The following is a 22,144-nucleotide window of genomic DNA, read 5'->3' on the forward strand; positions in this document are numbered from 1 at the left end:
TCACTCGCAACTGGACTCCCGCAGGCTCCGTCCGCCTGGGCCCCTCGCCCAGCCTCACCCCGGCCGTGCAGGAGATGAAGCGCATCGGCTGAACCCTCTCACGCGACATCTACCTTGACGCTCACCGCCTGGCCCCGTTCGCGTCGGCGAACTCACGGTCGACCCGGCTCGCAGAACGGCCCATCTGCGGGGGGCGGCGCTCGACCTGACCTCGGGCGAACTGGACGTGCTGTTCCTGCTGATGACGCATGCGGGGCAGGTCGTGAGCCGGCAGCTCATGTACCAGCGGCTTCGGGGCGTGGAGCAGGATGACATCGACCGCTCCGTGGATCTCCGCGTCTCGCGTCTGCGTCACAAGCTGCGCGAAGCCTCCGGCGAGGCGGACGTCATCAAGACGGTCCGTGGGGTCGGCTACCTCTTCACCGTGAGCTGACCCGTGGACCGACTCTTCCTTCGCGTCTATCTCCACATCTTCGCGGGCGTGCTCATCGCCGGACTCGCCGCCAGGGCGTTCGTGATTCCGAGGATCAACGCGCAGCTCGCGCGGAACCTCGAAGTCTCCCTGGCGGTGCCCGTCGGGCTGATGGCCGAGCTGTTCGAGGCGCGCTACCGCGAGCACGGCGACTTCGGAGGTCCCGCCGAGGAGGCCTCCAAGCGCTTCGGCGTGCCAGTCGCGCTCATCCCCCAGGCACGGACCCCGCTCGACGCCGAGGGAGCCGAGCGGCTCGCGCGCGGGCAGGTCATCCGGGAGGGGCCGGTGTTCGCGTCGATGCTCTATGCGCGCATCGAAGGGACGAACCACGTCCTCCAGGTGGGGCCGCTGCCGCTCATGTTCCCGCTGGGCGGTGCGCGAGGCGGCGCGCTCCTCCTGTTGTTCGTGGGCGGGCTCTCCCTGGGCATCTTCGCGCTCCTTCGCCCCGTGCGCCGTCAGCTCCTGGACCTGCGGCGAACCGCCGAGGCGCTCGGCAGGGGAGAGCTCGGCGCGCGAGCCCAGGTCGGCTCACGGGACGTCATCGGCGCCCTCTCGGCGGCGGTGAACCACATGGGCGCGGAGCTCCAGCGCTCCATCACCTTGCGAGACGAGCTCCTCCACAACACCTCCCACGAGCTTCGGGCCCCGAGCCAGCGGCTGCACTTCAGCCTCGCGCTCGCGAGAGAAGCGTCAGAGCCCGACGCGCGGGAACAGGCCTTCGACCGGGTGGAGCGCAGCCTGTCGGAGCTCGATGCGCTCATCGACGAGCTGCTGACCTATGCGCGCCTGAAGGCGCACGGCGCGCGCAAGGAGGCCCGGGTGGATGTGCGTCCTGTGCTGGCCGCGCTCTGCGAGACCCTGACCCTGTTGCCACACAAGGCGGTGCTGGCCGCCCCGGGGCCGGACGAGGAGCCGCTCGTCGTTCGTGTCGAGGCCCGGCTCATCGAGCGCGCGACGTCGAACCTGATTCTCAATGCCCTGCGCCATGCGAACTCCCGGGTCCAGGTCAGCCTGAGCCGGGAAGGGCGCGTGATTCACATCCATGTCGACGACGACGGGCCGGGGATTCCGCTCGCGGAGCGGGAGCGGATCTTCGAGCCGTTCCATCGACTCGACGACGAGCGCCACGGCTTCGGGCTCGGGCTCGCCATCGTGCACCGCATCGCGGAGGTGCATGGAGGGAGCGTCCGTGCCCTGGGCTCGTCGCTGGGGGGCGCACGCTTCACGCTGTCGTTTCCAGCGTGAAGCGCGGCCCGAACCCGGGGCGGAGCCTTGCCCCTACTTCTTCGCGCTGCTGCGCAGGTAGCGATAGAACTCGGAGTCGCTGCCCAGGAAGAGGGACGTGGAGCGGTCCACCACCTGGGGGTAGGCCTCCAGCGTGCGCATGAACTGGTAGAACTCCGGGTCCCTCCCGAAGGCGTCCGCGTAGATCTTCGTCGCCTCGGCGTCGGCGGTGCCGGTGATCTCCTGCGCCTTGCGGTACGCCTCCGAGCGGATCTCCTTCAAGTCCCGCTCCCGCTGTCCGCGCACTTCGGCCGCGCGGCCCATGCCCTCGGAGCGCGAGCGCTCGGCGGTGCGGCGCCGCTCGGAGATCATGCGCTCGAACACCTTCACCTGGACCTCGTCGACGTAGTTGATGCGGCGGATCTGCACGTCCACCAGCTCCACGCCGAACTCCTTGACGATCTCCGCGGCGCGGTCGCGAATCTGCCGGGTGAGCTTGTCGCGTCCCTGGGAGACCTGCTCCAGCGACTCACCGCGCTCGGCCTCGGTGGTGTACTCGTCGTCCTCGAACGGCCGGTTGGTGGAGCGCACCGCCTCAATCAGCGCGAACGAGGCGATGGTGTTGCGCGTCTCGCCGTCGATGATGTCGTCGAGCCGGGACTGGGCATTGCGCTCGTCGCGCAGGCGCTGGAAGAAGCGCAGCGGGTCCACGATGCGCCAGCGGCCGAAGGTGTCCACCCAGATGTACTTCTTGTCCTTGGTGGGGATCTGGTTCGGGTCCCCGCGCCAGTCCAGCCAGCGCTTGTCGAAGCGGTTCACCGTGTCGACGAAGGGCTGCTTGAAGTGCAGTCCCGGCTCGGTGATGGACTGGCCCCGGGGCTGGCCGAAGCGGGTGATGACGGCCTGCTCGTGCTCGCTCAACGTGTACGTGCTGGAGAAGCCCAGCACGACGGCGAGCGCGGCGACGACGACGAGAATCAGTGCGACGCGGCTCATTGCTGGGCCTCCTTCAGCTGCGCTGCGCCCGCGGAGACGGAGTCCGCCCCGTCCATCCGCAAGAGGGGCGTGAAGCCCTTGAGGTTCTCATCCATGACCACCTTCTGCCCGGCGCCCTGGAGCACCTGGCTCACCGTCTCCAGGTACATCCGGCGACGGGTGACCTCTGGCGCCTTGCGGTACTCCTCGTAGACGCGGGTGAAGCGCTCGGCCTCGCCCTTGGCGCGGTTGACGCGTTCAATCGCGTAGCCCTCCGCGGAGCGCAGCGCCTCCTCGGCCTCGCCCTTGGCGCGGGGGATGGCGCGGTTGCGCTCGGCGTAGGCCTCGTTGATGGCGCGTTCCTTCTCCTGGATGGCCTGGTTGACCTCGTTGAAGGACGGCTTGACGGGGTCGGGCGGGTTCACGTCCTGGAGGACGACCTGCTGGATGTCCACGCCCGTCTCGTAGCGGTCCGCCAGGTCCTGGAGCAGCAGCTTGGACTGGGTGGCCACCGTCTGGCGGCCCGTGGTGAGGACCTCGTTGACGGAGTGGTCGCCGACCACCGCGCGCATCGACGCCTCGGAGATATCGCGGAGCATCCCCTCCACGTTCTTCACCTTGAAGAGGTACTTGTACGGGTCCTTGATCTTGTACTGGACGATCCACTCGACCACGGCGACGTTGAGGTCACCGGTGAGCATCAGGGACTCGCGCTTCAGGTCCGACGTGCTCGCCGAATACGACGTGGCGCGCGAGTTGACGGACTCCGTGCGGAAGCCGAACTCCGCCTTGAGCTGCCGCTGCACCGGCACCTTGACGATGCGATCCACCCAGAACGGCAGCCGGAAGTGGGGCCCCGGCTCCACCGTGCCCACGAAGCGGCCGAGCCGGAGGATGACGCCAACCTCGTCCGGCTCCACCTGCGCGTAGCTGGTGAGCAGGCCCACCAACGTGACGAGCGCAATCGAGCCCAGCAGGAGCCGACGTCCGAGGCCGCGACTCAGCCTCTTCTGCAGCTCACGCAGGACGTCCGCGGGGTCCCGCCCGTTCGGGTCGGGGTTCAACACTCGAGGATCCCATGCCATCCCTCAGTCTTTGGACTGCAAAGAATCTACTTGCAAGGAGAACCGGGGCGGCGAGTGAAACGGGCCCGGAATCCTGGTTCATTCGTGACCCCTTGCCTGCCGAGCACCTATGGTCCGTCCCCGCGCCCATGGTCACCCTCGACGCCCCGGCTCCCGACTTCGAAGCCCTCACCACGCAGGGGCAGCGCCTGCGCCTCTCCGCGCTGCGAGGGCGCCCCGTGGTGCTCTTCTTCTTTCCGGCCGCCTTCACGCCCGTGTGTACCCAGGAGGCGAAGCATTTCGGCGAGGCGCTTCCGCAGCTGCGGGCTCTTGGCGCCGAGGTGGTGGGCGTGTCCACGGACACGCACCAGGTTCAGTGCGACTTCGCCGCGGCGACGGGCGCCGAGTATCCGATGGTGGGCGACCCGAGCGCGGGCATCGCGCGCGGCTACGACGTGGTGTGGCCGCTGCTCAAGCGCGTGCAGCGGGTGACCTTCGTCATCGATGCGCGGGGCATCATCCGAGGCATCTTCCACCACGAGCTGCGCGTGGAGCACCACGTGCGCATGGTGGTGCGCGCCGTCCAGGGCCTCGCCACGGCGGGCTGAACCGCGCGGCGCCTCGGCCTGCGACTCCGGAAACGACACCGGCCTCGCGGCCGGGATGAACCCGGAGCCGCGAGGCCAGGAGCGGACAGGGCTCAGTAGTTGAGGTTGACCGCGAAGTGGAACGTGTCACCGGACGCGTTGTCCACGTCCGCGCGGAAGTCGAAGTTGGTGCCGCTGCGGTAGTACCAGAGGTAGCCGCCCGCGCCGACGTTGCGGATGACCTGGTCCTTGATGTTGAGCGTCACGTTGCCGGAGGTCGGGCACACGGCGGTCTTGTGGTAGTCCACTCCGCCGCGCTGGGCGTAGGCGCCACCGCCCCAGTTGGTCAGGCACATCTTCCAGTCGTAGGCCGCGTTGCAGAAGTTGTCCTGGAACCAGGTGATGTCGCACGGGCCGTAGGCCGCGGCGCTCGTGCTTCCGGCGGCCAGGCCGTCCTTGAAGATCGACTCACCGCGCTCGGTCGCACCCTCGGCGTCGCGGGGGGACGTGCGCATCAGCTCGTAGCGCTGCTGGGCGATGCCGAGCGCCTGGGGCACGTCGCTGCGGCCGGTCAGCTTGCTCCACGCCGCGGCGGGGCCAATGCCGTCGATGGCCGCCGGGGGGTTCGGGTAGACGCCGGCCTCCATGACCATCACCTCGCCGTCCGCCAGCTCGAGGAACTCGACCACGTTGCCGTTGTCGCGCTCCACGCGCGCCAGCACCGACGCGGGCGTCTCCGTCTTCTCGGTGGTGGTGGCGGCGTCCTCGATGCCGCAGCCGGCGGCGAGGACCATCATCATGACTCCAGGGACGATACGCTTCATGGGACTTCTCCCGAGCAACGCGCCTGGCGCCGCTCATGTTGTGGTGGGGTGGGATGCAAGTGCGCGCCGCGAAACCTCATGCGGACCGTGTCGGCGTGCTCCCGGTCCATGAGCAATGGCCGTGCCGCGCGTGCTCTCAGAGGGAAGCGCGAGGAATCAGGGGCACGTGAGCGCAACGCCGGCCGGCAAGTCCTGCCGTGTCAAAGGCAGTCCTTGCTCGTGCCTGTCGCTCCGCTGGAAATGCAGTGGTGGACAGGTGCGGGAGCGGGCATGGGGCGTCCCGGAGGGAAGTAGGGCAGACTTGGTGGGTGATGGCCCCGGCGCCACGGATGGCGCGGTGGGTGGACGGGCAGCGCCCGTACCAGGGGCCGGGAGTCAGGCCAATGAAGCACAAGGAAGCCAGGATGGTGTCCGTCAACGGCCCCGCGGGTCGGTTGATGGCGACAGTCGAGGGCGACGGCGGCATCCCCGCCATCTTCGTGCACGACGTCGCCGGGGACCGGTCTCACTGGGCGGAGACGCAAGTGGGCCTCGCGACGCGCAGCGTGGCCTTCGACCTTCGCGGGCTGGGCGAGAGCAGCGGCTCCCACGGTCCCTTTGGCGTGGAGGCGGCGGTGGAGGATGTCGTCGCGGTCGCCGACGCGCTGGCCCCCGAGAAGTTCGTCCTGGTGGGGCATGGCTTTGGAGCCGCGGTGGCTGGCGCCTTCGCCGCGTACTACCCCGAGCGGCTGGCCGGGCTCCTCTATGTCGAAGCGCCGGGAGACCTGCGCCGCATGCCGGAGGCCGAGGCGGAGGCCTGGCTCGACAACTTCAGCGCCGCGAAGTACGGCGCCTTCCATGAGCACTGGCTCACGCCCCAGCTCCTCGCCGCGAAGGATTCCACGCGCGTGTTGGTGATGAAGACGATGCGCACGTCGCGTCGCGAGGCCATCGCCGGGAACCTGGAGTCGCTGCTCGCGCATGACCCGGACGCGGCGTTCGAGCAGTTCAAGGGCCCCACCCACGCGCTGGTGGCGGCCACGGGGCCGGAGACGCTGGTGGGACAGCGGGCCGACTTGTCCCGCACCGTGGCGCCGCACGCCAGTCACTGGCTGATGTTGGACTCGGCGAAGTGGTTCCACACGGAAGTGGTCCGCTTCCTCGGTCAGAGTCGGCACCACCCCTGAGCCACGCGGGGCCGGGTCCGCTCGTCTCGGGTGCATCGTCGCTCTACACTGCCTCCCTCCTGGAGGAACGATGCACCTGAAGAGACTTCATCGGTCGGCAGTGAGCGCGGTGTTCTCGCTGGCCACGGGCTTCGCGCTCGCCAGCGTGGCGGGCTGTTCGAGCGAGGATGCGCCGGGCGTGGACGTGCCCAACCCGCTGACCAATCCCAAGGATGGCCCGCCCGCCGGCAATCCGAACGCGGAGGCCACCTGCACCGTGCCCGCGGAAGCGGGGCTCGCTGACAGCTCCAGGCCGACCACCGTTGTCGGCACGGGAACGCCCGCGAGCTGTACCAGTGCCGCCTTTGTCGAGGCAGTGGCCCGGGGCGGGGTCATCACCTTCGACTGTGGCCCGGAGCCGGTGACGATCACGCTCGACAGGACGGCGAAGATCTTCAACGACAAGGGGCCGGAGATCGTCATCGACGGCAAGGGGCTGGTGACGCTCAGCGGAGCGGGCAGGCACCGCATCCTGTACATGAACACCTGTGACCAGAAGCAGGTGTGGACGACCTCCCACTGCCAGAACCAGGACCACCCTCGGCTGACGATCCAGAACCTCACGTTCGTGGATGCCAGCTCCAAGAGTGAGTCGGAGTTCGACGGAGGCGGGGCGGTCTGGGTGCGCGGTGGGCGGGTGAAGGTCATCAACTCCCGCTTCTTCAACAACGCGTGCGCGGATGTCGGGCCCGACGTCGGAGGTGGCGCGCTCCGGGTGTTCAGCCAGTACGAAGGGCGGCCCGTCTACGTGGTGAACACGACCTTCGGCGGCAAGCAGGGCTTCGGCGGGGTCTGCTCCAACGGTGGTGGCATCAGCAGCATCGGTGTGTCGTGGACGGTCATCAACAGCCTCTTCTCCCACAACCGGGCCATCGGCAACGGCGCGAATCCCGCCACTCCAGGCACCCCGGGAGGGGGCAGCGGCGGCGCCATCTACAACGACGGCGACAGGATGACGCTGTCCCTGTGTGGCACGCGAATCGAGCACAACGAAGTCAACGCGCATGGAAGCGCCATCTTCTTTGTCAGCAATGACCATTCAGGCGACATCCGCATCGACCGCTCGGTCATCCAGAACAACCGGGGTGGCTCCTGGTACGTGACGTATCCCCAGATATCGAATCACTCGGATACGCCGATCGCCGTCACGAACTCCACGATTGAGTGACGGAATGGCTGTCAAGGTGCGGGTAAGAGTGCGGGCTACCATTGACACCAGTGAGCAATTGACTGGGAGTGAACAGTGTGCTTTTTCTCGCACTGCCTCGAGGCTATCAAAGGCTCATCAAAGGATCGTCCCAAATGTCAGTGGTTTCGAAGCTGCCCGCTCCGGCTGCCCCGCCCCCGGCTCAACCTTCCGGTACCGTCACGCTCTACAAAGATGCGGGTTGGGTGGGCTCGCCCTACTCAGTCAATACCCGTGATTACCTCAAAGACACACGCCATTCCATCGCCGGGTCGAGCCTTCACGACGAAGCGACCTGGATTGCGTTCAATCTCCCGGTAGGCACCGTCATGACCCTGACGGATAACTACGTCGCCCCGGCCAACGGCAATGTCTATGACCTCATCAACTGCGGCAGGGTGGTCGACCTCGTGGGAACAGGCCAGACCGAGGCCGTGGATCTCACGAAGATCAACCTGAACGATTGCATTTCGGCGTTCTTCTGGCACACGCCCGACCTGAGCGCCGGCGCCATCGAACTCTACGAATCCGCCGCCTTCGCGGGGAACCGCACCGTCCTGTTCCTCTCGGAGTGGGGCGCGGGAAAGACCTACGCCCTGGATGGCTGGTACATCAAGGATCGCGCGAGTTCCGTGCGCTGGCCCGCGCTGGTGGACGCCCAGATGGCCTCGTTGTTCAACAACAACGACGGCTCGGGGGCGGCCTATGGGAACATCAAGGCGTGGGGCAGCTTCTCGGAGGTGAGCAATCTCAAGGAGGTCGGATTCAACGACGCCGTCTCCAGTTTCTCCTGGAACAACCTCCTCCCGAAGCAGTCGTTCGTCAAACCGGTGGACATCGTGGTCCCCGACTCCGTCGGGAAGAGGGTGTCGGACAGTCTGCATTGGCCAAACGACTCCTCCGCGTTCCAGAAGCAGACCCTCTCGGTCGACGTCACGGACGAGCAGACGACAACGGTGACGGCCACCAACCAGTACACGGCGGGCATGCAGTTGAGCTATTCGCTCTCGGCCAAGAAGACCCAGGGAACGAATGAGGTGACCAAGGAGTGGACACTCAGCGTCGGCTTTGTCTATTCACATACTGATGAATCGTCGTTGACCAAGACGCAAAAAACGACGCTCGTGGTCACGGTTGAGTTGAATGTGCCCCCCTACTGCATCTTCGACGCGACGCTGTGGGTGCAGTTGGGTCAACTGCCCCCTGGCACGACCTACAAGACCACGGCCGAGCGCTGGTATGACCAAGAGCTCAAGGGAAGCGTGTACGATCCTGCGAACGGCTACTGGAAGCGCACGGAGTCCGTCACCTTGCAAATGGGCGGAACCCTGGCTGTCAGTCAGACCTGTGAGACCAAGGAGAGCCCTCTCCCCGAGAAACCGGTCACCGCGCCATAGCATGCAGGCGTCGTGAATGGCTGATGGCCGCGCCGCTCCGAGGAGGGGCGCGGTGGACTTCCCGGCATTGATTCGCTAGGAACCGTCAGTCTATGAACTCAAGAATAAGCAGTGCGACTGTTTTATGGGCAGGAGTGCTGGCCGCAATCGCGCTCACCGGATGTACGAAGGAGGGTGAGCGCGAGAGCCGCGTGGGGACCGTGTCGCAGGCCGCGACGTCACCGGTGAGCGTGTCGGAAGCGGTGGCGATCACCAGCCAGGGCATGACGCAGAACGGCTCGGCGCACCGCAACGAGGCGCTGCTCGGGGTGTTCCAGACCGAGGACTACGAGGTCGAGGCGCTGCTGCGCTTCCCTCAGCTCGGGGTGCCGCAACGGGCGGTGGTGCAGAGTGCGACGCTCCGGTTCGCCGTGGAGACCTATACCGACGACTTCGCGATTCGTGGCTCGTATGTGCAGGCGCCCTGGAACCTGGTGGCTGGAGACCTGGGGTGGCAGTTCCGGGATGAGGACCTGGCGTGGGACCGGCTGGGCGCGGTGGGGCAGGGGACGGACCTCGTCGCCGGCTCCTCGTTCCAGGTCACCACGTTTCCGAGCACGGTGAGCGTGCACAACGTGCCGCTCGATGTCGCGGTGGTGCAGTCGTGGGTCGATGACCCTTCGACGAACCAGGGTGTGATGCTGGCGAACTCGAAGGTCGGCAAGGTGGCCAAGCTGTTTACCAGCCTGGCGACGCAGCCGGAGCGACGGCCGCTCCTCACCATCGAATACACCCCGCCCGTGCCGAACAGCGACACCTCGCCTCCGACGGTGGCAATCACAGCGCCCCTGGGAGGCGCGACGGTGGAGGGCGTGGTCGCAATCACGGTGGCCGCGAGCGACAACGTGGGTGTGGCGAACGTGCAACTGCGCATCGACGGCCGCAACCTCGCCTCATCGCAGCTCGACACCCGCTTGTTCCGCAATGGCGACCACGTGCTGACCGCGCACGCGCGAGATGCCGCTGGCAACCTCACCACCTCGGCCTCCGTGCGCATCACCATCGACAACGAGCTCGTCGACACGGGTCCTCCGCAGGTTCAGGTCACCGCGCCGGTCGCGAGTGAGACAGTGAGCGGGCCCTTCACGGTGCGGATGAGCGCGGTCGACGACATTGGCGTCACCCGGGTGCATGTCGAGCTGGATGGCACCCAGGTCGGTGAAGCGGACGTGGCCGCCCCCTGGTCGGTGACGCTCGACACCGAGACGCTCCAGCCCTATGGGCTTCGGCAGTTGACCGCGGTGGCGCGCGACGCCGCTGGCAACGTCGCCAGCTCGGCGCCGGTCGCAATTACCGTGAGCGCGCCTCCGCCCGATACCATTCCTCCCGAGGTGCAGATCGTCTCGCCCGCGAGTGGCGTGACGGTGGGCGGCACCATCCAGATCAAGATCGACGCCTACGACAACGTGAGGATCGCCGGCGTGCAGTTGAAGGTGAACGGCCAGAATGTGGGCCGCGAGGACCTCAGCTATCCGTATTGGATCAACGTCACCACCACTCAGGTGGGCGATGGCACCTTCCCGGTGACGGCGGTGGCGCGGGATCGCGCCGGCAACCTCACGACCTCCGCGCCCATCACGCTCACCATCGCCAACGGGCCTCCGGTAGTCCTCGCCATTCCCGTGGCGCACCCTCGCGTCTGGTTCACCGCGTCCCGGCTGGCCCGCGCCCAGGCGTACTTCGCGCAGCACCCGTACACCCCGGTGGCGAACGTGCAAGGCCCCGAGCAGGCCATCGACGCGGCGATGCATTCGCTCATCACCGGCACTCCGGCGTCGTGTCGTTCCGCGATCACCTGGGCGGTGCAGACCGAAATCCCCATCAGCGAGAACACGGTGTCGAGCGATCCGGCCCGTTGGTACGGCGAGGCGGTGATCCTCACCTATGACTGGTGCTTCGCGCACCTGTTGCCGGCGGAGCGCACGACCTTGATTGCGCGCTGGAACCTCTCGATCGAGGCGCTCAACGACAACCCGTGGGGCGGCATCGGCATGGAGGGCAACAACTACTACACGGGCTACTTCCGCAACTCGCTCCTGTGGGCGATTGCCAGCTGGCATGAGAACCAGCCGTACGCCAACAACCTCCTGCAGTACGCGATGAGCTCGCGCTGGGACTTCTCGCTCCGGCCCTACCTGGACGGCCCGGCCGCTGGCGGCGCGCCGCACGAGGGTTCGACGTACGGCCGCCGGACGTTCGGCTACATGACGGTGCCGTTCACCACGCTCGGCCTGTATGGGCACGACATGTGGAACCAGACGAACTACTTCATGGAGTCGGTTTTCTGGTCCATCTACTCGACCACGCCGGGGCGCAGCCGGATGGGACAGTTCCAGCTGTTCGAGACCTTCCCGTACAACGACGACGAGCGCTGGTTGACCCGGTGGGATTCGAGCAATACCGCGCAGACCCTGCTGGGCAGCTACTTCGCCCCGCTCATCGAGGAGTGGTCTGACCAGCCGATCGCCGGCTATGCCAAGCGCTTCCTCGAACTCACCGGCCACCCGATTGATGACCGTCTGATTCGATACGTCTACAGCGACACGGTGGCGGCGGTGCCGTCGAGGGACCTCGCGGAGCTGCCGCTCGACTACCACGCGCCTGGCCTGGGCATGGTGTACGCGAAGACGGCGTGGGCGCCCGATGCGACCATGATCAACCTGCAGTTCGGAATGACAGCCAACGCGGGCCATGCCCACCGTGACGCCGGCAACTTCCAGCTGTGGCGGGCCGGCGAGTTCCTGACCCGGGAGACGGTCGGCTACGCCAACTCGATTGTCGGCTACGCCGGCGGTGGCGCGGTCGACGTCGAATCGCCCGTCGCCCACAACACCCTCCTGTTCGAGGGGATGGGCACGGTCGGCTACTACCATCACGTGCCCCAGATGCTGCGGCTCCACTCGACGCCGGTGGTCAACTACGCCGCGGTCGACCTGACCGGTGTGTACGACTTGAACGACGAGTGGGCCCACCGCGAGGCCGAGGTCGGCAACCCGTACGCGGGCAGGGTGGTGCGGGAGACGCTGTTCGTCCGTCCGCTCGACACCTTGATTGTGTTCGACCGGCTGGAGAGCGCGAGCGACAACGCCGCGGTCGACAAGACCTTCGTCATCCACTTCCCGGAGAACCCGGTGCTCACGGGCAACACATGGTCGGCGAACAGTGGCGGTCAGTCGGTGAGGGTCAGCACCCTGGTTCCGGCCACTCCGACGCGGCGAATCGTGGACGAGCGCGGTCCGGTGCGCCCCAACGGCACCTACCCGTATCCCGTCGGCCAGTTCCGTGGGGAAATCGAGACCAGCGGGCAGGTGGTCAGCCACTTCCTGCATGTGGTGCAGGCCAGGGATGCGGCCAGTGGTGCGAACCTTCAGCTCACGCTCAACGAGACGTCCACCGCGTACACGGTGACGCTGGTCCATCCAACTCGGGGGAGCGCGGTGGTCACCTTCGAGAAGGGAATCGTGAGTACAGGCGGAAGCTTCGGCTTCGCCGCCACGGGCGCGGTCACCCAGTCGCCGCTGCGCGCTGGCGTCCAGGTGATGACCGTCACGCCGAGCGGGCCGGTCTGGGGACCGTGACCTGAAAAGAACCGGGCATGGAAGTGGCCGATACCTGTAGTTTCATCTCGATCGGAAACCAACATGGCCCGCAAATTCATGCCGTTCGCAATCATATCGATACTCGCGCTGTCATCCCGTGTGATGGCGGCGCCGAGTACCCCTCAAGCGCCCCCCGCTCCACAACAAGCCCCCAAAGCCCCCAGCAAGAGCCCGCAACAAAAGAAGCCCCCTCAGGCCACGGAGACAAAGGCCAAGGCAAGCCCGCCCCCTGCAACGGGCAGTGGCGACTATGACCCCCGGTGGGCGCAAGGAGCCATGCCCGCATGCCATGCGGCATGCCAGAGACAACACAGGACCTCCGCCAGAAAAGTCATTCCTGATATGACCGTGGTCGATGTGGAGAAGTGCGACAATGTCCAGTGCGAATGCGCGAACGATATGAATGTGCGCACCCATCTCCCGGATGGCTCATTCTGCGTCAGATATATGATTGTGACGCCGCCCCCCAAGCCACAGTATGGCGCTTGCAGGCAAGGCCAGTGCTACGTCAAATAGCGGATTCCCGATTCGCAGAAGGGGTCAAAGGCCATGCGTCACCATCAAGCCTTGTTCAGCTTGCTCATCCTACAGCCTCTCGTCGTTGCCAACGCATTCGGCCAACAGCCCTACCAGAACGCCGCGCTCTCCCTCCACAATCAGTACCGCGCGAAGCATGGCAGCCCCGCCTTGAAGTCGGATGCCACCCTGATTGCCAGCGCGGAGAAGTGCGCGAACTACTATGCGGCGAAAAAGACGATAGACCACACATGTCCTTTCAAGAACGGTGCGGGTGAAAACCTGAGTGGTGGCGCGGGTTCGTGGTCCCCGGGCGACTTCACAGCCATGGGTGTCAAGATGTGGTACGATGAAGTCAGGTATTACGACTTCACGAAGCCTGGTTTCTCCATGAACACCGGCCACTTCACGGCGGTGGTCTGGAAGAGCAGCACAAAGCTGGGGTGTGGCGTTGCGACGAAAGATGGCTATACGGCCATGGCTTGTTTGTATAGCCCTCCGGGAAACATGATGGGGCAATTCCCGGCCAACGTCCTTCGCTTGCGGTAGTCCAGCACCCATGCGGCGCGGTCACCGGGAGCGGAGGCCCACGCCTCCGCTCCCAGACACCGGACGTCATGACGTCACGAGGCCTCACCTCACCTCGCCTCACCCCAGCTGAACACGCGTCGGAGAGAACCCCGACCTGCCGTTTCCGAACTGTTCGTAGAGGTTGTAGCCCCACCCGCAGCCCAACCTCTCCCGGTCGGAACCGCTCTCGTCATCCGTGGGCTGGAGGATCCAAGCAGGTCCGCTCCTCTTTGGCCGGATTTCACGCGCCGCTTGAGGCCCTCAATCGTCAGGGGAGCTTCTTCCACACTCGTTGAATGTGCCAGTCAGTTGAGGCTCATTGCGCTGATAGCAATAGATCGCCTCGCTCGAGGCCTCATCGCATGCCGAACTATGCGCAATCTCTCCTGACGGCAGCGTGACCGTTGACCCGCAGCTCTCGACCGACTCTTTCACCCGGAGCTTTCGCGGGAACTCCTTGCCCTCCGCGCTGACGCTCACGTTGGAGTTCGTGCTACCAGAAAAGTCACTGCCGCTACCCCACTCGATGCCGAAGATCTTCTTCAGGGAACCGTCCTGGGCCTCCCAGTAGGAGAACTCGGAGGTGCAGAAACGAGGACAAGCTACCAACTCGACCCTGATGACCTTTCGCACGGGGTCGGTGAGGTTCTCGAACGCAAAGACAATCTTGGTGGGCGCATAAGATATCGACGACTCTGGCTTTCCTGGCAAGAACGGCATGTTGATGGAACAATAGGCGTTCTTCTCCGCGAGAGGATGGAGCACTGCTCCAGCGATGAACTGCTCCTGGCCGCACATCGTTCCCCGAGCCTGGAGAACGACATCCTCAGTTTCCGCAGACACGATGCGGGCACGGAAGACATCGAGCACCACGGATGCAGGGTCGTCCGCATCGCATGAGGAGTACATGTCCCAACTGGTTTCGAGGTGAAGTGGTTCGAGAAGCTTCTTCACCTCGGCAGACCGCGTCGCGGCGCCCAGCTGCTTCTTCAACGCCTTGGGCAACACCGTGACTTGCTGCTCCAGGGGACAGCCCCAGGGCTTCGGTGGTGCCGCCACGACAGCGCCCGTTCCCGCATCCCCGCCGCCCGTGCCAGCAGCCATGGTCGGCGGCGTCTGGGCAAGCCCCGCCAGCGGGCTTGACGCGACAAGGAGAGGCAGCAGTCGCAGTCGCGCCTGATGACGCCCCCACGAGACTGCGGTCAGCACGCGAGCCGTCGGTGATGGACTCCAGTCACGACACTTCAATCCCAACATGACCCATCCTCCTGTGGAGTTGATGCCAGGGAGCTGACTCTATGACCACGTTCCGGTCCATGGAGCCCCTTCGAGATCCGCAGTGACGGTGCAGGCGCTGAATCTATTCAGTCTGGAGCTCCAGCTTGCTCCGCCCCAAGATTTCTTGAGACCTCTCACTGGGGGATGGCTCCCCCTGGCGGTGGATGCGCTCGGCGAGCCTTGAGCCTCCGTCGTGCTCGCGTCAGGCCCTCCTTGCGGTGCCTGAATCAGCTTCGTCATGGCCCTGCGTCTCATCCGCGACGAGTGGCTGTGGCTGGCCGGCGCGCGCCCTGGAGCGATTCCCAAACATCCGCGACGTCTGCGAGAAGAGGTAGAACGCTTCATCCTTCCGCTGCGGCGAAGCCACAGACGGTGTCCCCGTGCGGTGAAATTCAAGATGAGCAGCTGCCCTCGGAAGCGTCCCCGCTCGGTCCGTCGAGCACGCTCCCGCAGGCCCCTACGTCGCGGCCTTCCCTAAAGTGAACGGCATTGGGTTTAGGGTCGCGGAGTCAACGTTATGGGTGCATGCATCGATGATCTGGAAACCAGCCAGCGGGTAGCCGTACATGAAGGCTTGGTACGCAATCGTCGGTGCTTCTTTGGGGTGCAGAGGTGTCACGGTCGTTTGGACTCGCAGTGGAGGGGTGGACAATTCGAGCACCGTTCTTCGAGTCCTGGGCGCGCACGTTCCTCCCCGTTTGGCGTCAACCATCCCGCAGTGCTGAAGCGGAGGTCAACGCGGTGAGTGCCGGCGCCCTCCAAAGGGCGTGCAATGCCACTCGGCGCTACTTCCTGGGCTGCTTCTTCAAGAACCGGCTCAACCGCACCTTGCCCAGTCCGCGCCCGCCGAACAGGTACCAGGTGATGGCCGCGCCGAAGAGGCCCGCCGCCAGGGCGATGCCCACCGCGCCGAGCACCGGGATGTTCCCATACATCCACGGCTTCGGCGCGAAGGAGATGAACGCGCCCACGATGAAGCCACACGCGCACAGCCCCATGAAGGCAATCACCGCCGCGCTGCGCAGGTTCTCGTTCAGCTTCTCGAACTGGTCCGCGCGCACCGTCACGGTGAACTTGCCGGACTCCATGTCGAGAAGAATCTGCGACAGCTGCGTGGGCAGGTCCTGAGCCATCGACTGCAGCCGCAGGAGCGTGCGCATCAGCCCGCCCTGCAGCTGCGTCGGGTCATACCGCCCCGCCAGCAGCTCCTTCGCATACGGCAGCGCCACCTCGATGATGTTCATCTCCGGGTAGAGGCTGCGCAGCATTCCCTCGGTGGAGATGGAGGCGCGGCTGAGCAGCGCGTACTCCTTGGGAATCCGGATGCGGTACTTCACCGCCAGGTCCAGCAAGTCCCGCAGCAGCGTGCGCGCATCCACCTGGCCCAGCGTGGTGGGCAGGTGCGAGCCGAGGATGCTCTCGATGTCGTTGCGGAAGCCCACCAGGTTGGCTCGCGCGTCCGGCACGCCCACGCGGTAGAGGATGCGCGCCACCGAGTCGCTGTCCTTCAGCGCCACGGCCAGACACAACATCACCAGCGTCTCCTGCATCGGCCGCGTCAGCCGTCCCACCACGCCGAAGTCCAGCAGCGCCAGCCGGTTGCCCTCCAGGAGCAGGAGGTTCCCCGGGTGCGGGTCGCCATGGAACAGCCCGTCGTCGAACAGCTGCCGGAAGCTCGCCTCCAGGATGTTCTGGGCAATGGCCTTCCGGTCCTCCTCGGCCAGCGTCTCCGGAGCAATCTTCACGCCTCGGATGAACTCCAGCGTCAGCACCGTGCGGCTGGACAGGGAAGCGTACACGCGCGGAATCTTGAGGTAGGTCCGCTCCCGATGGTTCTCCAGGAAGGCGCGGACGTTCGTCGCCTCGTTGATGAAGTCCAGCTCCTCGTGGATGGCCCGGTCGAACTCGTCGACGATGCCCGTGGGCGTGTAGATGCCCGTCTCCTCCACCACGGCCTCCAGCAACCGCGCCAGGCTGCGCAGCACCCCAAGGTCGGAGTCGATGCTCGCGGCGATGCCCGGCCGCTGCACCTTCACGACGACTTCCTCACCCTCCAGCGTCACCGCGCGGTGCACCTGGGCAATCGACGCCGCCGCCAGCGGCGTCTCGTCGATCTGCTTGAACAGCTCGCTGGCTTCCTTGCCCAGCGACTCGCGAATCTGGGAAAGCACCTGCTCCAGGGGAATCGGATCCACGTTGTCCTGGAGCAGCGCCAGCTCCTCGACGAACTCGGCTGGCAGCAGGTCCGCGCGCGTGGACAGCACCTGACCCAGCTTCACGAAGGTGGGCCCCAGATCATTCAGCAACATCCGGAAGCGGCGCGCGGTGGAGGCGCGCTGGGCCTCCGGGGAGACCTCCACCTTCTCCTGGCGACCCAGGATGCGCCACAGGCCCGCGCGCTCGAGCACCTCGCCAAAGCCATGCCGCGCCGCGATGACGGTGATCTGCCGCACACGGTTGAGGTCCTGGAGAATCACGGGAGGGTCTGTCTCCTTGCCACGACGGTACGACGTTACGCCCGCGCCACCGGCTTCGCCACGAAGCGCAACAGCACATAGCCCACCACCGCGGACAGCAGTGAGCCGACGAGGATGCCCAGCTTGGCCTCATTCAAGAGGGCGGGCTGTCCGGCGAAGGCCAGCCCCGCGACGAACAGGGCCACCGTGAAGCCGATGCCCGCCACCACCGAGACGCCGTGGAGCTGCCCGAGTCCCGCGCCTCCAGGCAGTGTGGAGACCCGCAGCTTCACCGCCGCCAGGGTGAAGAGGAAGATGCCCACCTGCTTGCCCACGAAGAGGCCCGCGATGATGCCGAGCGGCAACGGCGCGAGCAGGTCCTTCCACCCCATGCCCTCCAGGGAGATGCCCGAGTTGGCCAGCGCGAACAGCGGGACGATGCCGTACGCCACCCACCCGTGCCACAGGTGCTCGAAGCGGTTGAGCGGCGGCTCCAGCTCCTCCAGCCGGTCCTCGATGTAGAGCAACTGCGCGCTCCGCATCGACTCATCCTCGGCGTTCTGGGTGCAATCGCGGATGTACGTGGAGAGCTCCTCCAGCACGTCCCGGCCCGACCGGGTGGGACGCGAGGGGATGCACAGGCCCACCACCACGCCGGCCAGGGTGGCGTGGATGCCGCCATGGTGCATCGTGTACCAGAGCGCCGCGCCGGCCAGCAGCCAGATGACGCCGTTGCGGACGTAGAAGCGGTTGAGCGCCATCAGCACACCGACGACCGCGGCGGCGGCGAGCAGCCACTCGACGTGCAGTCCCGTGCCATAGAACACGGCGATGACGAGGATGCCGCCGATGTCGTCGAAGATGGCGAGCGCCGTGAGGAAGACGATGAGCCCGTGGCCCACGCGCGCCTTCACCAGGGTGAGGCAGCCGATGGCGAACGCGATGTCCGTGGCCATGGGGATGGCCCAGCCCGCCATGGCCGGAGTGCCCGCGTTGATGGCGACATAGAGCGCGGCCGGCACCACCATGCCCCCCAGCGCGGCGATGAGCGGCAACATCGCGCGAGACAGCGTGCGCAGCTCCCCCGCGCTCAGCTCGCGCTTCACCTCCATGCCGACGAGGAAGAAGAACAGCGTCATCAGGCCGTCGTTGATGAGCTGCTGGAAGGTGAAGGACGCATGGGTGCCCGCCACCCCGAGCTCCAGGCGGGCGTCGAACAGGCCGACGTAGGACGCGGCCCACGGTGAGTTGGCCCACACCATGGCGACCACCGCGCACAGGGCCAGGAGGATGCCGCTGCTGGCCTGGAGGCGGAAGAAGGCCTGGAGCGGGGCGATGGCCACCCGGAAGAGCGCGGGCACGGGCGCCGGTGAGCGGGTCCGGGGAGAGGGTGTGATGGGAGGCGTCTCCATGGTGGGGGGCAAGATGCCCGCGCCTTCCCGTGGGCGCACCCGTTTTCGGACGAGGGCCCGCCGAAATGTCACCCGTGCGTGCTAGGGAACTCGGCGGGTAGGGTGAGCCGTTCGTTGATCCACGGGGCGGGGGCATGAGAGAAGGGCGGGGATGGCCGTGACGCAGCAGTTGAAGGCAGCCAAGGCAGCAGCAGTGGAGCTTCCCGTGGACCCGACGCCGGACGTCGGCTCGGAAGGGGAGAAGGCGAGCGACGGCTCGGGCGCGAGGGAGATCGCGTCCCTGACGCCGATGATGCGCCAGTACCTCGAGGTGAAGGCGCTGCACCCGGACTCGGTGCTCTTCTTCCGGCTCGGGGACTTCTACGAGATGTTCTTCGAGGACGCCGTGCGGGCCTCCGAGATCCTCCAGATCACCCTCACCGCCAGGGCCAAGGGCGCCGACAAGGTGCCCATGTGCGGCATCCCCTACCACTCGTCGCGCCGCTACATCGCGCGCCTGATTGGCGAGGGCCTGAAGGTCGCCATCTGCGAGCAGGTGGAGGAGGCCGGCACCGGGCCCGGCATCGTCCGCCGCGAGGTGACGCGGGTCATCACCCCCGGCATGGTGCTGGACGAGGAGGTGCTGGAGCCTCGGGACAGCAACTTCCTGGCCGCCGTGTGCTGGAGCGAGCGCGGGTGGGGCGGGGCGCTGCTGGAGGCGTCCACCGGAGAGTTCCTCGCCATGGAGGCGGCGTCGGCGGCGGAGCTGGCGGAGTCGCTGTCGCGCGTGGAGCCCCGGGAGCTGCTGGTGCCTGGAGGGCAGCGTGACTCGGCGGAGGTGGCGCAGTTGTGCGCGCGGCTGCCTCGCGTGCCCGCCATCGCGGAGAGCGAGGCCGCGGCGTTCGAGCCCACGCGCGCGGCGGGGTTCCTTCGCACGCACTTCGCGGTGCAGTCGCTGTCCGCCTTTGGCCTGGATGACTCGCCCCTGGCCACGAGCGCCGCGGGCGCGGCGCTGCGCTACCTGAAGGACACGCAGAAGACGCCCGCGGCCCACGTGGACCGGCTCAGCCGCCAGGAGCGCTCCGGCAGCCTGCTGATGGACGAGTCCTCGCGCGCCAACCTGGAGGTGCTGCGCTCGCAGCGGGATGGGGGGCGCAAGGGCTCGCTGCTCGGCGTGTTGGATAGGACGGTGACGAGCATGGGGGCGCGCAAGCTGGCGCGCTGGCTGGCCTCGCCCCTGGGTTCGCTGCCGGAGATCCACGCGCGGCTGGACGCGGTGGAGGAGCTGTCCGCGCGCAGCGTGTGGCGCGAGGAGCTGACCGGCATCCTCAAGGAAGTGGCGGACCTGGAGCGGCTGACGGGCCGGCTGTCGCTGGGCGCGGGCAACGCCCGAGACTTGCGCGCGCTGGGATTGTCGCTGGCGCAGCTTCCCCGGTTGGGCAAGGCCCTGGCGCGGTGCCAGACGGCGCTGCTCCAGTCGCTCGCGGGGCCGCTGACGGCGCTGCCGGAGCTGGCGGACCTGCTGGCGCGCGCGGTGGTGGACGAGCCTCCCGTGGTGCTGAAGGAAGGCGGCCTCATCCGCCAGGGCTACCACGCGGAGCTGGACAAGCTGGTGGAGCTGTCCACGTCGGGCAAGGACATCCTGCTGAAGATCGAGCAGCGCGAGAAGGAGCGGACCGGCATCGGCTCGCTGAAGATCCGCTACAACAAGGTCTTCGGGTACTACCTGGAGGTGACGAAGTCGAACCTGCACCTGGTGCCGGCGGACTACATCCGCAAGCAGACCACGGTGGGGGCGGAGCGCTTCGTCACCCCGGAGCTGAAGGAGCACGAGGAGCTGGTGCTCACCGCGGAGGAGAAGCGGTGCGCGCTGGAGCTCCAGCTATTCGAGGAGCTTCGCGCGAAGGTCGCCTCGGCGGCGCCGCGCATCCGTTCGGCGGCGGAGGCGGTGGCGGCGGCGGACGCGCTGCTGTCCTTCGCGCGGTGTGCTTCCGAGTATGGCTACACGCGGCCGGAGGTCGATGCGTCGGAGGTGCTGAGCATCACCGCCGGGCGGCATCCGGTGGTGGAGCGGATGCTGGGGGCGGGGGAGTCCTTCGTCCCCAACGACGTGCGGATGGACCCGGAGGACGCGCAGCTGTTGGTCATCACCGGTCCGAACATGGCCGGCAAGAGCACGGTGATGCGGCAGGTGGCGCTCACGGCGCTGATGGCGCAGGCGGGCTCGTTCGTCCCCGCGAAGGCGGCGCGCATCGGCCTGTGTGATCGGATTTTCACGCGCGTGGGCGCGGCGGATAACCTGGCGCGCGGTCAGTCCACCTTCATGGTGGAGATGACGGAGACCAGCCACATCCTCCACCACGCCACGCGCAAGAGCCTCATCATCCTGGATGAGATTGGACGCGGGACGTCGACGTTCGACGGACTCTCGATTGCGTGGGCGGTGGCGGAGCACCTGCATGACCACGTGAGCGCGCGCACGCTGTTCGCCACGCACTACCACGAGCTGGTGGACCTGGCGCGCGAGCGGACCCGGGTGAAGAACCTGTGCATCGCCGTGAAGGAGCAGGGCGGCAAGGTCATCTTCCTGCGCAAGCTCATTCCCGGCGGGGCCAGCCGCTCCTACGGAATCGAAGTGGCGAAGCTCGCGGGCCTGCCCTCGGAGGTCGTGGGTCGGGCGCGGGAGCTGCTCCAGAACCTGGAGTCAGGCGAACTGGACGACGCGGGACGTCCCCGAGTGGCGGTGCGGCAGAACCCGAAGCGCGCGGTGTCCACGGCGCAGCTCGGACTCTTCGGAGAGCCCGCGCCCGTGGCCCCTCCGGCGCCCACGTTGCCGGCCTCGCATCAGCAGGCGTTGGAGACGCTCAAGGCGGTGTCCGTCAACACGCTGACGCCGCTGGACGCGCTCAACCTGCTGGCGAAGCTCCAGCGCGAGCTGGAGGGCTGAGCGACGCGCGGTCAGCCCATGATGTTCTTCTTGTTGTGAAAGAGCGGGTCGCCCAGGCGGCACACGTTCTTGCCTTCGAACTTCACGTCGAAGGAGTACATCATGAACTCGCAGGGGCCCTTGGTGGCGCTGCTGGCCACGCCGCCGCCCGCGGTGCCGGCCTCGTTGCCTGACGAGACGCTGTAGGTGGCCCCCTTCACCATGGGCATGTGCCCTTCGATGGTGACTGTCTTGGGGCCATCCGCCGCGTCCGCGGAGCGACCCACGTTCGGGTAGGGGATGGGGACCGGGCCGGCGGGAGACGGGGTCTTGCAGACGTCTGGCAGGACGATGCTCTGCCCCTTGCTTCCACCATGGGTGACGCCTCGACCGTTGACGAAGGTGGGCACGGAAAGGTCCTTTCTCGAAGGGGCG

General features: G+C 66.8%; 16 protein-coding genes. 9 read left to right on the forward strand and 7 right to left on the reverse strand.

The genetic code is table 11. The features are described from left to right. Positions 1-205 precede the first annotated feature (205 nt). Positions 206-433: a winged helix-turn-helix domain-containing protein gene (locus HUA76_RS44240; protein WP_256434524.1), complete on the forward strand. Its 228-nt coding sequence runs from the start codon at positions 206-208 to the stop codon at positions 431-433. A 3-nt stretch (positions 434-436) separates the two neighbouring features. Beyond that, positions 437-1,717 (forward strand): ATP-binding protein, encoded by a 1,281-nt coding sequence (locus HUA76_RS44245; RefSeq protein WP_174464363.1) that lies wholly within the window; start codon positions 437-439, stop codon positions 1,715-1,717. Between the two features lie 33 nt (positions 1,718-1,750). Here the strand turns inward: HUA76_RS44245 and hflC are convergent, their stop codons facing one another. Continuing rightward, positions 1,751-2,692: a protease modulator HflC gene (hflC, locus tag HUA76_RS44250; RefSeq protein ID WP_141646802.1), complete on the reverse strand. Its 942-nt coding sequence runs from the start codon at positions 2,690-2,692 to the stop codon at positions 1,751-1,753. Then, the gene (gene hflK / locus HUA76_RS44255; RefSeq protein WP_141646801.1) at positions 2,689-3,756 is read right to left on the reverse strand and encodes an FtsH protease activity modulator HflK; all 1,068 of its coding nucleotides are present in this window, start codon (positions 3,754-3,756) and stop codon (positions 2,689-2,691) included. Before hflK ends, hflC begins: the two co-directional genes overlap by 4 nt. 128 nt (positions 3,757-3,884) lie before the next feature. Between hflK and HUA76_RS44260 the strand changes: the two genes are divergently transcribed. Continuing rightward, positions 3,885-4,343 carry a peroxiredoxin family protein gene (locus HUA76_RS44260; protein ID WP_174458284.1) on the forward strand — a complete coding sequence of 153 codons (459 nt, stop codon included), beginning with the start codon at positions 3,885-3,887 and terminating at the stop codon, positions 4,341-4,343. A gap of 92 nt (positions 4,344-4,435) precedes the next feature. Here HUA76_RS44260 and HUA76_RS44265 read toward each other — a convergent pair whose 3' ends face one another. Beyond that, complete coding sequence (locus tag HUA76_RS44265) at positions 4,436-5,146, reverse strand: hypothetical protein (protein WP_174464364.1); 711 nt, start codon at positions 5,144-5,146, stop codon at positions 4,436-4,438. A gap of 383 nt (positions 5,147-5,529) precedes the next feature. Between HUA76_RS44265 and HUA76_RS44270 the strand changes: the two genes are divergently transcribed. The 5 genes from HUA76_RS44270 to HUA76_RS44290 all read left to right on the forward strand — a co-directional run bounded on the left by HUA76_RS44270 (position 5,530) and on the right by HUA76_RS44290 (position 13,637). Next, positions 5,530-6,312 (forward strand): alpha/beta fold hydrolase, encoded by a 783-nt coding sequence (locus HUA76_RS44270; RefSeq protein ID WP_174464365.1) that lies wholly within the window; start codon positions 5,530-5,532, stop codon positions 6,310-6,312. A gap of 70 nt (positions 6,313-6,382) precedes the next feature. Beyond that, positions 6,383-7,519 (forward strand): hypothetical protein, encoded by a 1,137-nt coding sequence (locus HUA76_RS44275; RefSeq protein WP_174464366.1) that lies wholly within the window; start codon positions 6,383-6,385, stop codon positions 7,517-7,519. 134 nt (positions 7,520-7,653) lie between these two features. After that, positions 7,654-8,934: a hypothetical protein gene (locus tag HUA76_RS44280; protein ID WP_174464367.1), complete on the forward strand. Its 1,281-nt coding sequence runs from the start codon at positions 7,654-7,656 to the stop codon at positions 8,932-8,934. A gap of 134 nt (positions 8,935-9,068) precedes the next feature. Then, complete coding sequence (locus HUA76_RS44285) at positions 9,069-12,551, forward strand: Ig-like domain-containing protein (protein WP_371823621.1); 3,483 nt, start codon at positions 9,069-9,071, stop codon at positions 12,549-12,551. 570 nt (positions 12,552-13,121) lie between these two features. Next, positions 13,122-13,637, forward strand: a complete 516-nt coding sequence (locus HUA76_RS44290; protein WP_174458290.1) for a CAP family protein — start codon at positions 13,122-13,124, stop codon at positions 13,635-13,637. A 282-nt stretch (positions 13,638-13,919) separates the two neighbouring features. On the opposite strand, the gene HUA76_RS44295 is transcribed toward HUA76_RS44290, so the two are convergent. From HUA76_RS44295 to nhaA, 3 genes are all read right to left on the reverse strand, one after another. After that, complete coding sequence (locus tag HUA76_RS44295) at positions 13,920-14,915, reverse strand: hypothetical protein (RefSeq protein WP_174464369.1); 996 nt, start codon at positions 14,913-14,915, stop codon at positions 13,920-13,922. Between the two features lie 806 nt (positions 14,916-15,721). After that, entirely contained in the window at positions 15,722-17,413 is a 1,692-nt protein-coding gene (locus HUA76_RS44300) for an AarF/UbiB family protein (protein ID WP_174464370.1), read from the reverse strand. 35 nt (positions 17,414-17,448) lie between these two features. Next, positions 17,449-18,804 (reverse strand): Na+/H+ antiporter NhaA, encoded by a 1,356-nt coding sequence (nhaA, locus tag HUA76_RS44305; RefSeq protein ID WP_174464371.1) that lies wholly within the window; start codon positions 18,802-18,804, stop codon positions 17,449-17,451. Positions 18,805-18,955: 151 nt separating this feature from the next. On the opposite strand from nhaA, the gene mutS reads away from it, so the two are divergent. Next, positions 18,956-21,730 (forward strand): DNA mismatch repair protein MutS, encoded by a 2,775-nt coding sequence (gene mutS, locus HUA76_RS44310; RefSeq protein WP_174464372.1) that lies wholly within the window; start codon positions 18,956-18,958, stop codon positions 21,728-21,730. Between the two features lie 11 nt (positions 21,731-21,741). Here mutS and HUA76_RS44315 read toward each other — a convergent pair whose 3' ends face one another. Further along, positions 21,742-22,119 (reverse strand): DUF4150 domain-containing protein, encoded by a 378-nt coding sequence (locus HUA76_RS44315; protein WP_174458294.1) that lies wholly within the window; start codon positions 22,117-22,119, stop codon positions 21,742-21,744. Between the last annotated feature and the right edge of the window lie 25 nt (positions 22,120-22,144).

It is taken from the genome of Myxococcus sp. CA056 (assembly GCF_013336715.1).
GTDB classification, from domain to species: domain Bacteria; phylum Myxococcota; class Myxococcia; order Myxococcales; family Myxococcaceae; genus Myxococcus; species Myxococcus llanfairpwllgwyngyllgogerychwyrndrobwllllantysiliogogogochensis.

Coding starts and splice junctions, on each gene's coding strand:
- hflC (WP_141646802.1), bottom strand. CDS start 2,692: ATGAGCCGCGTCGCACTGATTCTCGTCGTCGTCGCCGCGCTCGCCGTC.
- hflK (WP_141646801.1), bottom strand. CDS start 3,756: ATGGCATGGGATCCTCGAGTGTTGAACCCCGACCCGAACGGGCGGGAC.
- HUA76_RS44260 (WP_174458284.1), top strand. CDS start 3,885: ATGGTCACCCTCGACGCCCCGGCTCCCGACTTCGAAGCCCTCACCACG.
- HUA76_RS44265 (WP_174464364.1), bottom strand. CDS start 5,146: ATGAAGCGTATCGTCCCTGGAGTCATGATGATGGTCCTCGCCGCCGGC.
- HUA76_RS44270 (WP_174464365.1), top strand. CDS start 5,530: ATGAAGCACAAGGAAGCCAGGATGGTGTCCGTCAACGGCCCCGCGGGT.
- HUA76_RS44275 (WP_174464366.1), top strand. CDS start 6,383: ATGCACCTGAAGAGACTTCATCGGTCGGCAGTGAGCGCGGTGTTCTCG.
- HUA76_RS44280 (WP_174464367.1), top strand. CDS start 7,654: ATGTCAGTGGTTTCGAAGCTGCCCGCTCCGGCTGCCCCGCCCCCGGCT.
- HUA76_RS44290 (WP_174458290.1), top strand. CDS start 13,122: ATGCGTCACCATCAAGCCTTGTTCAGCTTGCTCATCCTACAGCCTCTC.
- HUA76_RS44295 (WP_174464369.1), bottom strand. CDS start 14,915: ATGTTGGGATTGAAGTGTCGTGACTGGAGTCCATCACCGACGGCTCGC.
- nhaA (WP_174464371.1), bottom strand. CDS start 18,804: ATGGAGACGCCTCCCATCACACCCTCTCCCCGGACCCGCTCACCGGCG.
- mutS (WP_174464372.1), top strand. CDS start 18,956: ATGGCCGTGACGCAGCAGTTGAAGGCAGCCAAGGCAGCAGCAGTGGAG.